The organism is Mesorhizobium kowhaii (assembly GCF_003253745.1).
In the GTDB taxonomy this organism is placed as follows: Bacteria; Pseudomonadota; Alphaproteobacteria; order Rhizobiales; family Rhizobiaceae; genus Mesorhizobium; species Mesorhizobium kowhaii.
Genome location: NZ_MZXV01000032.1, coordinates 834,079 through 844,813 on the forward strand (window position 1 = coordinate 834,079; position 10,735 = coordinate 844,813).

Annotated in this window: 11 protein-coding genes; 5 read left to right on the forward strand and 6 right to left on the reverse strand. The window is 62.8% G+C overall.

Annotated elements, in window-relative coordinates; translation table 11 throughout:
• Nucleotides 1-140 precede the first annotated feature (140 nt).
• Nucleotides 141-1,637, reverse strand: coding sequence for an amidase (locus B5V02_RS16855; protein ID WP_111545224.1), 1,497 nt, complete (start codon nt 1,635-1,637; stop codon nt 141-143).
• Nucleotides 1,638-1,789: 152 nt separating this feature from the next.
• On the opposite strand from B5V02_RS16855, the gene B5V02_RS16860 reads away from it, so the two are divergent.
• From B5V02_RS16860 to msrB, 4 genes are all read left to right on the forward strand, one after another.
• Complete coding sequence (locus tag B5V02_RS16860; RefSeq protein ID WP_111545225.1) at nt 1,790-2,329, forward strand: sigma-70 family RNA polymerase sigma factor; 540 nt, start codon at nt 1,790-1,792, stop codon at nt 2,327-2,329.
• Complete coding sequence (locus B5V02_RS16865) at nt 2,326-3,054, forward strand: anti-sigma factor (RefSeq protein ID WP_111545226.1); 729 nt, start codon at nt 2,326-2,328, stop codon at nt 3,052-3,054. The genes B5V02_RS16860 and B5V02_RS16865 overlap by 4 nt, the downstream gene beginning before the upstream one ends.
• Nucleotides 3,055-3,269: 215 nt before the next feature.
• Entirely contained in the window at nt 3,270-3,827 is a 558-nt protein-coding gene (locus tag B5V02_RS16870) for a fasciclin domain-containing protein (protein ID WP_111545227.1), read from the forward strand.
• 231 nt (nt 3,828-4,058) lie between these two features.
• Nucleotides 4,059-4,562, forward strand: coding sequence for a peptide-methionine (R)-S-oxide reductase MsrB (gene msrB, locus B5V02_RS16875; protein WP_111545228.1), 504 nt, complete (start codon nt 4,059-4,061; stop codon nt 4,560-4,562).
• Nucleotides 4,563-5,050: 488 nt separating this feature from the next.
• On the opposite strand, the gene B5V02_RS16885 is transcribed toward msrB, so the two are convergent.
• Together B5V02_RS16885 and B5V02_RS16890 are read right to left on the reverse strand one after the other, a co-directional pair.
• Nucleotides 5,051-6,646, reverse strand: coding sequence for a DHA2 family efflux MFS transporter permease subunit (locus B5V02_RS16885; RefSeq protein ID WP_111545230.1), 1,596 nt, complete (start codon nt 6,644-6,646; stop codon nt 5,051-5,053).
• 22 nt (nt 6,647-6,668) lie between these two features.
• The gene (locus B5V02_RS16890; protein WP_111545231.1) at nt 6,669-7,850 is read right to left on the reverse strand and encodes an HlyD family secretion protein; all 1,182 of its coding nucleotides are present in this window, start codon (nt 7,848-7,850) and stop codon (nt 6,669-6,671) included.
• Nucleotides 7,851-7,982: 132 nt separating this feature from the next.
• Between B5V02_RS16890 and B5V02_RS16895 the strand changes: the two genes are divergently transcribed.
• Nucleotides 7,983-8,714 carry a TetR/AcrR family transcriptional regulator gene (locus tag B5V02_RS16895; RefSeq protein WP_111545232.1) on the forward strand — a complete coding sequence of 244 codons (732 nt, stop codon included), beginning with the start codon at nt 7,983-7,985 and terminating at the stop codon, nt 8,712-8,714.
• Between the two features lie 139 nt (nt 8,715-8,853).
• Here the strand turns inward: B5V02_RS16895 and yihA are convergent, their stop codons facing one another.
• From yihA to B5V02_RS16910, 3 genes are all read right to left on the reverse strand, one after another.
• Nucleotides 8,854-9,513, reverse strand: coding sequence for a ribosome biogenesis GTP-binding protein YihA/YsxC (yihA, locus tag B5V02_RS16900; RefSeq protein ID WP_111545233.1), 660 nt, complete (start codon nt 9,511-9,513; stop codon nt 8,854-8,856).
• Nucleotides 9,510-10,148, reverse strand: a complete 639-nt coding sequence (locus B5V02_RS16905) for a CatB-related O-acetyltransferase (protein WP_111545234.1) — start codon at nt 10,146-10,148, stop codon at nt 9,510-9,512. The genes yihA and B5V02_RS16905 overlap by 4 nt, the downstream gene beginning before the upstream one ends.
• A 123-nt stretch (nt 10,149-10,271) precedes the next feature.
• Nucleotides 10,272-10,586 (reverse strand): hypothetical protein, encoded by a 315-nt coding sequence (locus B5V02_RS16910; protein ID WP_111545454.1) that lies wholly within the window; start codon nt 10,584-10,586, stop codon nt 10,272-10,274.
• Between the last annotated feature and the right edge of the window lie 149 nt (nt 10,587-10,735).

Below are 10,735 nucleotides of genomic sequence, written 5' to 3' on the forward strand. Positions count from 1 at the left end.
TTTATGCATGTCGTTGTCCCAAAAACCGTCGGACGCTTTTGGGCGACATGCACTTGGAAAGGACGGCGGCGTCTTAGCGGGAATTGGCGCCAGCCGCAAATGGCTTTGCTGTCATATTCGAGCGCCTCACGACGTCGTCATCATGACGGCACCCTCAGCGGCGCCCTGCGGCCCAGCCAGCCCGAGATCTTCTCCATCTGCGCGGCAAGCGACAGCAGCGTCTCCTCGTCGCCCGGACGGCCGGCCGCCTGGATGCCGAGCGGCAGGCCGGCATCGGTGACATGCACCGGCAGCGCGATCGACGGCTGGCCGCTGACATTCTGGATCGCCGGCCAATGGGTGAACCAGAGGCTCTTGTCCATCATCTGGCCGAACAATGGCTTCAGCTTCAGCAAGACGCTGAGATGAAGCTTGTCGAGCAGGTTTTCGATGAATTCGTCGGCGCCTTTCGGGTCCATGCCGCCGCAGGCGAGCGGCGGATGGGCGATGATGGGCATCAGCACGGCATCATATTGCGCGGTCTCCGCGATCAGCTGCCGTGAGGCGGCATGCAGCCGCTGCAGGCCGGCATAGGTCTCGCCGGCCGACACCAGTTCACCGAAGCGGGCGACCACGCGCGTCGCCCGCTCGATGTCGCCCAAAACGGAACGGCCGACACGCAGTGCTTCGGCCCGCATCGTGCCGGCGACGGCAGAGGCCACGCTGCTGGCAAAATCGGCGAAGAAATCGCGGCCAATAAAGGGCAGGTCGATGTCCTCGACCGTATGGCCGCCCTCGCGGGCGAGCGCCACCGCAGTGTCGAGCGCAACAAGCGTCTCGGCCGAGACCGGCAGGCCAAGCGGCGACTTGCGGTACACGGCCAGCCTGAGCTTGCCGGGATCGCGCGCGGCAGCAGCGGTGAAGCTGCCTTTCGGCGGCAGCGCGGCATAGGGCGACAAAAGGTCGGGCCCGTGGGTGAGGTCGAGCAGCAGCGCGCAATCGCGCACCGAGCGGGTGAGCGCGTGGTCGACGACCATGCCGTACCAGCTCTCGCTCACCAATGGCGTCAGCGGTATGCGGCCGCGCGAGGTCTTGAGGCCGACAAGCCCGGTGCAGGCGGCAGGCACCCGGATCGATCCGCCGCCATCCGAGGCATGCGCCACCGGCACCACACCGGCAGCGACCAGCGCTGCAGCACCGCCGGACGAGCCGCCGCTGGTATGGCCGGTGTTCCAGGGATTGCGGGTGATGCCGAAGGCCTTGGATTCTGTCATCAGGCGCAGCCCGTGTTCGGGCGACGTCGAAGTCACGATCGGAATGAGCCCGGCGGCGAGATAGCGGTCGGTCAGCACCGAATTGACATCGGCCAGCCATGCCGGAATGCGGCTGCCGCCATGCGTCGGCACGCCCTTGATGGCGATGCCGAGATCCTTGATGGCGAAGGGAACGCCGGCCAGCGGCAGCGAGCGGTCGACGGTCTTCGCGCGGGTCCGGGCGGCGTCATAGAGCGGCTCCGCGCTGGCGTTGATGTCGGGACGGGTGGCCTCGGCACGGGCGATCGCCGCTTCGGTCAGTTCGACCGGTGAGATCTCGCCCTTGCGGACCAGATCGGCAAGGCCGGTTGCGTCTTGCGCCCACAGTGTCTGTTCAACTGACATGCGCGTTCCCCCCACCATTGGGAAGACAAGCTAGCCAGTGGCGATTTCATTGGCAATCGACGGACAGATCCGGGCTGGCAATGTGGTAAGTCTGGCGTGCACAAGGCCATTTCCGTCGTTGCAAATACATGGCAATCCCCTAATTTGCCTGCATGGCGCCGCAGGACATCACCAAGCTGATCGTCCGGACTTCGATGAAGGATCGGGCTGCGTTCGATCTGCTCTACCGGCAGACCAGCGCGAAACTTTTCGGTGTCTGCCTTCGTGTATTGAACGACCGGGGAGATGCAGAAGAAGCCCTGCAGGAAGTCTTCGTCAAGATATGGACGAAGGCGGACCGTTTTGCCGTCTCAGACTTGAGCCCGATCTCCTGGCTGGTGGCGATCGCGCGCAACCACGCGATCGATCGCGTCAGAGCGCGCCGCAAGCCCGCCCTCGATATCGATGCCGCGCTCGATGTGGCCGATCCGGCGCCGGGGCCTGAAGCGATGGTGGTGGCGGGCGGAGAATCCGAACGCATCCATCATTGTCTCGATGAGCTGGAAAAGGGCCGGGCGGCGGCCGTCCGGGGCGCCTATCTCAAGGGCGAGAGTTATGCCGAACTGGCGGAGCGCCATGGCGTGCCGTTGAACACGATGCGTACCTGGCTGCGCCGCAGCCTGTTGAAACTCAGAGAATGCCTGGAAAGATGACGCTGGCAGAGGACACCGGACCGGAACGTGGAGGCGACGACCTGCTCGCCGCCGAATACGTTCTCGGCGTGCTGCCGGCGGAGGAGCGGCAGATTGCGTCCCGGCGCATCGACGCGGAGACCGAGTTCGCCCGTCTTGTCGACGGCTGGGAGGTCTCTCTCTCGCCGCTGGCCGCCGCCTACCCGGAAATCGAACCGCCGGCTTCGGTCAAGGCTGCCGTCGATCGCCGCCTGTTCACGTCCACCGCGGCCGTGACCACGCCCGCTGAATCGCGCGGCGGGCTGTGGTCCAGCCTGGCCTTCTGGCGTGGCCTCGCAGCAGTGGCGGTCGCCGCGCTGGCGATCTACATAGCCGTACCCACCCTCAACCCGCCGGTCGAGCAGCCGCAGGCGCGCCTTGTCGCCTCGCTGGCCGCCGATGGCAGTGATGTCAAATATCTCGCCGTCTACGATGTCGCGCATCACGAGGTCGGCCTGTCGCATGTCTCCGGTGAGCGCGCCGCCGGCAAGGACTTCGAGCTGTGGATGATCGAGGGCAAGAACCCGCCAGTCTCGATGGGCGTCATCCCGGCCGGCGCGACGGCGCATATTGTCGTCTCGCCGGCTGCCCAGCAGAAGCTCGCCCAGGGCGCGGTGCTCGCCGTCAGCCTCGAACCGGCGGGCGGTTCGCCGACCGGACAGCCGACCGGACCGGTGGTCGCGGCGGGCGATCTGAAGAGCATCTGACCGGGTTCCCTGCCGACAATAGAAGACTTTCAGTCTATCTTCCGCAGCTGATGTCTAATCGCGCCATTGAGCCGGCAAAACGCTTCGCGCGAAAATCTCCCGGCGACGTAAATAAAATTAAAAAAATCCCGATGTTTCTGAAACTCCCGCTTTTGTGTCCCGTATCTCCTCGCGTCCCCAAAGATGGGAAGAGAAAACCCGAGGAGTTTGACATCATGCGTAGATACGCCACCCTTTTGCTTGCCAGCACGATCGCCGTTTCCGCTCTTGCCACCGCGGCCTATGCCGAAAACCCGATGGTTGGCGGCGCCGCCATGTATGCCAGCAAGAACATCGTCGAGAACGCCGTGAACTCGAAGGACCACACCACGCTGGTTGCCGCCGTCAAGGCGGCCGGCCTGGTCGAGACCCTGCAGGGCGCCGGTCCCTTCACGGTGTTCGCGCCGACCAACGACGCCTTTGCCGCGCTGCCCGCCGGCACGGTCGAAACGCTGCTCAAGCCCGAGAACAAGGACAAGCTCACCAAGATCCTGACCTGTCATGTCATCGGCGCCAAGGCGATGGGGGCGGACGTCGCCGCGATGGCCAAGGCTGATGGCGGCGCCCACAAGGTCAAGACGGTTGGCGGTTGCGAACTGTCGCTCAAGGCAGACGGCGGCAAGGTCACCGTCACCGACGAGAACGGCAACGTCGCCAATGTGACGATCGCCGATGTCGAGCAGTCCAATGGCGTCATCCACGTCATCGACAAGGTTCTGCTCCCTAAAATGTAAAAGGGGGGCGAAGATGTAACAAAGGGCTTGCTGCCGACGAAATTGCAGCAAGGGCTCTCTGCCGATTGCATGGTCTCGCTCCCGTGACCCGCAATTGACCCGCGCACTCCGCGCCGCCCACGTTCAGATGGGGAACGGCGCGGAGTGTTCGTTCGAGGGGCCACCGTCACCGGCTTTTGATTTCCGCGGGGCGGTATAGTTTGGCAAAAGAGACGACAGGAGGAACTGGTCATGAACCGTCGCGACTTTCTTTTGAGCGGTGCCGCCGCCATCGGCATCGTCGGGGCTGCCGCAACAATGCTTCGCATGGGCAATCCGCAGCCCGCACAGGCTGCCGAAACCTTCGAGGTCACCAAGACCGACGCCGAGTGGAAAGCCATCCTGTCGCCGGCCGCTTTTGATGTGCTGCGCAAGGAAGGCACGGAATATCCCGGCACCAGCCCGCTGCTCAACGAACACCGCAAGGGCATCTTTGCCTGTGCCGGCTGCGATCTGCCGGTCTATTCTTCCGAGACGAAATTCGATTCCGGCACCGGCTGGCCGAGCTTCTGGCAGGAGATAGCCAAGGGCATCGGCACGACTGTGGACAGGTCGCTCGGCATGACCCGCACCGAGGCACATTGCCGCCGTTGCGGCGGCCATCTCGGCCACGTCTTCGATGACGGCCCGGCGCCGACCGGCCTGCGGCACTGCATCAACGGCGTGGCGCTGACCTTTAAGCCCGCCACGGCCTAGAATAGTTCATCGGTTCGCGGACACGCAGAACCGCTCTATTGCTGGCCTAGTTACTCGAAGATGAGTCGAACGGTCAAAGCGATTGTTACGACAAGTGGCAACACAGCGCCTAGCGCCATCATGGCAAGGATGTAGTAGAACCGGACGGGCTGGGTATCTCGGGAAACGTTGCCGGTGCGTTGGCTGACAACACCGGCCGCAGACCATCGGCGCAAGTTCGCCAAACAAATGCGAACCCACAATGGACAGCCGATCACACACGCCACCAGCAGGACGGCAAGAACCCAAGTCTCCATTAAAATAAGGTATCGCGAGATGTTTTAATCATTCGTGCAGCCGGCCCCATTGCAGCCGGTTCGTAACGGCGGTTTAGGTCCAATCGGGATACGAAAAAACTCCGGGCTTGCGGCCCGGAGTTTTTTTGCGCGGTCAGAGCTTTCGGGCGTGGACTGGAGGAGCTTCCCGAAACTGCTGTCCACGTTTGGGTATCAGTGGCCGCCACCACCACCGCCACCGACCGCTGCCGGCTTGCGGATCAGCACGGTGAACAGCCCGAGCGTCGCAAACAGCACCGTCAGCAGAAAGAACACGTCCATGAAGGACAGCAGCGCGGCCTGCTGCTGCACCATGCCCGACAGCTTGGAGATCGCAGCGCTGGTCGCGTCGAGGCCGGCGGTCTGCTCGAAATTGAGCGTCATGTTCTGCAGCTTTTGCTGCGCGGCGGCACTGCCCCACTGCACGTGCTCGGAGAGCCTTGCGTAGTGGAACGCGTTGCGGTCGATCAGCACGGTGTTGATGACGGCCAGGCCGACGGCGCCACCGAGGTTGCGGGTGAGATTGAACAGACCGGACGCATTCTTCAACCGGTCGGGCGGCAAGGTGCCGAGCGCCAGGTTGTTGATCGGTACCATGCACAGCATCATCGAACAGCCGCGCAGGATCTGCGGGATGAGCAGCTCATAAAAATCCCAGTCGGCGGTCAGATGCGTCATCCACCAGGTTCCGGTGGCGAAGCCAAAGAAGCCGATCATCATCATCAGGCGCGGGTCCATCTTGCTCGACAGGATGCCCGAGATCGGGGCGGTGACGAACATGGCCAGGCCGCTGACGAACAGCGCCTCGCCGATCATCATCGAATCGTAGCCGCGGATGCGCCCGAGGAACACCGGATAGAGATAGGTCAGGCCGTAGAGGCCGATGCCGATGACGAAGGAGAACAGCGAGCCGAAGGCAAAGTTGACGTTGCTGAACGCCTTCAGGTCGACGATCGGCTCCTCGGCGGTGAACACACGCCAGAAGAACAGCACGCCGCCCACGGTCATGACAACGGCGCAGATGAACACGCCCTGATCCTGCAGCCAGTCATTGTTGGGGCCTTCCTCGAGCACATACTCCATGCAGCCCAGGAACGCTGCCATGCCGGCGAGGCCCCACCAGTCGAACTTGCTGAACAGCTTGAGATTGGGCTTGTCGAAGTCGATCAGCGACCAGGCCGCCGTCGTCACCAGGATGCCGGGCACGACATTGATGAGGAACAGCCAATGCCAGGACATGGCATGGCTGATATAGCCGCCGACGGTCGGGCCGATGGTCGGCGCCAGCGTCGCCACCAGGCCGATCATCGGCGAGACCACGGCGCGGCGCGAGGGCGGGAAAATGGTGAAGGCAGCGGCAAAGACGCTCGGGATCATGCCACCGCCGATGAAGCCCTGGACGGCACGGTAGACGATCATCTGGTCGATGTTGGTCGCGGTCGCGGCCAGCGCGCTGGCCGCGGTGAAGCCAGCCGCCGAGATCGTGAACAGCACGCGTGTCGACAGCATCCGGCTGAGGAAACCCGACAGCGGGATCATCACCACCTCGGCGATCAGATAGGCGGTCTGCACCCACGGAATCTCGTCGGAACTGGCACTCAGGCCGGCCTGGATCTCGGCCAGCGAAGCCGAGACGATCTGGATGTCCAGGATGGCCATGAACATGCCGAACACCATCGCCAGGAAGGCGATGACGCGCCGCGTCGAGATGGTGTCAGGCACAGCCGGCCTCGCCGGCGGCGCTCCTGCTGTCAGGGTTGCGGTAGCCATGGCATTGCTCCCCGGCGGCCGCTCAGTTCGAGGCCGAGGGCGCGGTACGGCTGTCGACGGCGACGACGACACTCAGGCCGGCGCGCAGCCTGCCGCTCTTCAGCACGTCGGCCGGCACATCGATGCGGACCGGGACGCGCTGCACGACCTTGGTGAAATTGCCGGTAGCGTTTTCGGGCGGCAGCAGCGAGAACACTGCACCCGAAGCCGGCGCCAGCGACGAGACGGTTCCCTCGAAATCCTGGCCGTCGGTCGCGTCGACCGCGATCTTGACCTTCTCGCCGGGAACCAGCCGGGCAAGCTGCGTCTCCTTGAAGTTGGCGACGATGTAGAGCTTGTCCATCGGCACGATGACGGCGAGCTTCTGGCCGGGGCTGACGAGATCGCCCTGCTCGACCGAGCGGTTGCCGACGACGCCGTCATAAGGCGCCTTGAGCACGGTGAAGGAAAGATCGCGCACGGCCTTGTCGTGGCCGAGCTGCAGCGATGCCAGCGTGCTTGCCGATTCGGCGCGCTGCGCCTGCAGCACACCGATATTGGCCTGTGCCGCGGCGATCTGCGCGTCGGCACCGACAAGGGCGGCATTGGCCTGCTGGACCGCCGTCTGGGCATCGTCCAGCTGTGCCTGCGTGCCGACATGCGTCTTGAGCAGTTGCGAGGCGCGCGCCGCGACCTTCGCCGCATTGTCGGCTGCGGCCTGGTCAGCGACTTTCTGTGCCTGCGCCTGCTGAAGCGAGGCGCGCGCCGCTTGCGTCTGGGCGTCGATACGGTCGAGCGTCTTGCTCAAGGTGGCGATCTGCGCCTCAGCCTGGGCGACGGCGATCTTGTAGTCGCCGTCATCGACGACGAGCAGCGGGTCGCCAGCCTTGACCTGCTGGTTCTCGCTCACCTTGACCTGATCGACATAGCCGGAAATCTTGGGTGAGATGAACGCCATGTCGGCCTGGACATAAGCGTCGTCCGTCGAAATCATGAAGCGGCCCGTGGTCCAGTAATTGTAACCGTACCAGGCGCCGGCGCTCAGCAAGGCGACGCCGATGATCGGCAGCAGCAAGGAGCGCACCGAGCGCTTCTTCTTGGCTGGTGCTTCCACCGGCGTGTTGACGGCAGGCTGGAAAGGCACTTCGGGTGCTTCCGTCGCCGGGGCGACCTTGGCATTGGGGAAAGGACGGACTTCGGCGGTGGTTGGCGCGTTCGAGGACATGACATCTCTCTAAAATAAAGCTATAATACTGAACCGTTCGGTTCGATCCGACCGTTGACATAGCGCGGAAACAGGACCATATCAAGGGCAATCGAACCGGTTGGTTCGAATTATTTTCGAGGTGTGACTTTTATGGCCGAAGCCTTACCCAATGTTGACAGGGACCTGTGCGATTTGCCGGAGAGCCTGCGTCGTGGGCGCCCTGCAGCGGGCCAGGATCCGGTCAAGCGCAGCCAGATCATCGAGGGCGCCCGTCGTGTGTTCATCGACAAGGGCTTCGAGGCCGCCTCCATGAATGACATCACGCGCGAGGCCGGTGTCTCCAAAGGCACCATCTATGTCTACTTCGCCAACAAGGAAGAGCTGTTTGAAGCGCTGATCGAGGAAGAGCGCGGCACGATCTTCAAGAACATGTATGACGTGCTTGATAACGCCGACGACCTGCGCGAGACGCTGGTGAAGTTCGGCAAGGTTCTTGCCCTCAAGATCACCTCGGCCAAGGTTATCCAGGCGCAGCGCACGGTGATCGGCGCATCCGACCGGATTCCCGAGCTTGGCGCGCGTTTTTACGAACGCGGCCCCAAACGCGGTCATGACAAGGTCGCGGCCTTTCTCGATGCCGCCATCGAGCGCGGCTTGCTGCGGATCGAGGATGTCGATCTTGCCGCCTATCAGTTCACCGAACTGTGCCTGGCCGGTCTTTTCAGGCAGTGCATCTTCGCCTACCGCACCAAAGCCCCGAGCCAGGAAGAAATCGACCACATCGTCAGGTCCGGCGTCGGCATGTTCCTGAAGACCTACGGCACCGAAAGCCTTGCTGCGGAAGAAAGCCACCAGACGATTGCAATCGAGGCTAAGCCCTAGGTATTTGTTTTTACGCAATTCCCAAGGGAAAGCGCTATGCGCTTTTCCCGGGAAAGTCGTTACACACTTTTCCTGGAATTGCTTGTCTGTTGAGCATGATCTTTTCCGAAAACCGGATTCCACTTTTCGGGATCATGCTCTAGCCACCATTGGCGGCCAACACGATCGCGGCCTGCAATTCCTCAAGGCCCTCGGCCTTTTCCGAAGACGTGGCCAGGACGAACGGAAATGCCGCCGGCCGCTTCTTGATCTTTGCCAGCGTCTCCTCGATCAGCCGCGGCACGCCGGCAGCCTTGATCTTGTCTGTCTTGGTCAGCACGATCTGGTAGGACACCGCCGCCTTGTCGAGCAGCGACAGCACTTCGTCGTCTTTGGCCTTGATGCCGTGGCGGGCGTCGATCAGCACATAGACCCGCTTCAGCGTGACGCGGCCCTTGAGATAGTCGAAGACCAGCTTGGTCCACTCGTCGACCTTCTCCTTAGGCGCGGTGGCGTAGCCATAGCCCGGCATGTCGACCAGCGCCAAGGGCGGCAGGTCGGCGCCCTCGCCGGAAAATCCATCCGGCACGAAATAGTTGAGCTCCTGCGTGCGCCCCGGCGTGTTGGAGGTGCGCGCCAGCCCCTTCTGATTGACCAGCGCGTTGATCAGCGACGACTTGCCGACATTCGAGCGGCCGGCAAAGGCGATTTCCGGCGGCCCTTCCGGCGGCAGGAACTTCATTGCCGGCACGCCGCGGATGAATATCCACCCACGCGTAAACAGTTCGGTGCCGATCACGGTGTTGTTCAGAGCGTTCAAGCTGCTGCCTCCAGAAGAGAAATATCGGCACCCCTGATAGCATCGAGGTTGCGGCTGATCTTGTCCACCGGCCAGTCCCACCACGCCACCGCCAGCAGCCGCCTGATCGTCCGGTTGTCGAAACGCAACTTCACCATTTTGGCCGCGTTGCCGGCGACAATCGCATAGGGCGGCACGTCGTGCGTCACCACCGATTTCGCGGCAATGATGGCGCCATCGCCGATCGTCACGCCGGGCAGGATCACCGCGTCCATGCCGATCCAGACATCGTTGCCGAGCACGGTGTCGCCGCGCACTTCCTTCGACCAGGTCGCCGGGTCAAAACCCTTTTCCCAGCCATGGCCGAAAATATTGAACGGATAGGTCGAAAAGCCGGACATGGCGTGATTGGCGCCGTTCATGATGAAGCGCGCGCCCTCGGCGATGGCGCAGAACCTGCCGATGATGAGCTTGTCGCCAATGAACGGATAATGATGCAGCACGCATTTCTCGGCGAATTTGTCCGGCCCGTCCGGATCGTCATAATAGGTGAAATCGCCGATCTCGATGTTCGGCGCGCTCACCAGTCCCTTGAGGAAGCCGACGCGGGTGTGCATCGGGATCGGATGCTTGATGTCAGGGTTGGGTCCGTCCATGTCGAGGTCCGTCGATCAATTGGCCGCCAGGCACAGCGAAGTTCGCATGCGCCGGTTCAAAATAGCGTGATCCGCCCTATAGCACCAATCGGCTGACGAGCTAGCCTTGCGTGGCGGCGTTGCTCATTTGCTGCCGCGGCAGATCACGATCGGATCGGAGAGAGCGCTGTCGAAACCGCTGCCCTGGTAGACGGTGACGTTCGAAGCCCCGGGCGGTAGCATGAAGGTGCCTTCGACGATTTTCTGATCGCCGGCCGGCGTGTGCAGAGCCCAGCTATACGTGCAAAACTGAGGCGGCGCCTGGGGTTCGACGTGGCTGCAGTTCAATTGCGCTCCACCCAGCATGGCGGCGCCGCCGCAGCTGACCGCCTCCTTTGCGAGCGCAATGCCAGGCCATACTGCGAAGGCCGCCACGGTCGCGATCTTGAGCCAATTCATCGTCATATCCTCGTCCGGCAACTGCCTGCTGCCCGACCTTTCTGTTGCGCCGCAGCGCGTGCGACATTTTTTCCGAGCGGACTTAGTGCGTCTTGTACGCCGCGTCCAGCAGGATTATGTGCATGATGATAATAAGCATGCTCACTAAA

Excerpts from the sequence above, each read along its gene's own strand:
- B5V02_RS16885 (WP_111545230.1), bottom strand. The coding sequence starts at position 6,646 with ATGGCTACCGCAACCCTGACAGCAGGAGCGCCGCCGGCGAGGCCGGCT.
- B5V02_RS16860 (WP_111545225.1), top strand. The coding sequence starts at position 1,790 with ATGGCGCCGCAGGACATCACCAAGCTGATCGTCCGGACTTCGATGAAG.
- B5V02_RS16855 (WP_111545224.1), bottom strand. The coding sequence starts at position 1,637 with ATGTCAGTTGAACAGACACTGTGGGCGCAAGACGCAACCGGCCTTGCC.
- B5V02_RS16870 (WP_111545227.1), top strand. The coding sequence starts at position 3,270 with ATGCGTAGATACGCCACCCTTTTGCTTGCCAGCACGATCGCCGTTTCC.
- B5V02_RS16890 (WP_111545231.1), bottom strand. The coding sequence starts at position 7,850 with ATGTCCTCGAACGCGCCAACCACCGCCGAAGTCCGTCCTTTCCCCAAT.
- B5V02_RS16905 (WP_111545234.1), bottom strand. The coding sequence starts at position 10,148 with ATGGACGGACCCAACCCTGACATCAAGCATCCGATCCCGATGCACACC.
- B5V02_RS16910 (WP_111545454.1), bottom strand. The coding sequence starts at position 10,586 with ATGAATTGGCTCAAGATCGCGACCGTGGCGGCCTTCGCAGTATGGCCT.
- B5V02_RS16895 (WP_111545232.1), top strand. The coding sequence starts at position 7,983 with ATGGCCGAAGCCTTACCCAATGTTGACAGGGACCTGTGCGATTTGCCG.
- B5V02_RS16865 (WP_111545226.1), top strand. The coding sequence starts at position 2,326 with ATGACGCTGGCAGAGGACACCGGACCGGAACGTGGAGGCGACGACCTG.
- msrB (WP_111545228.1), top strand. The coding sequence starts at position 4,059 with ATGAACCGTCGCGACTTTCTTTTGAGCGGTGCCGCCGCCATCGGCATC.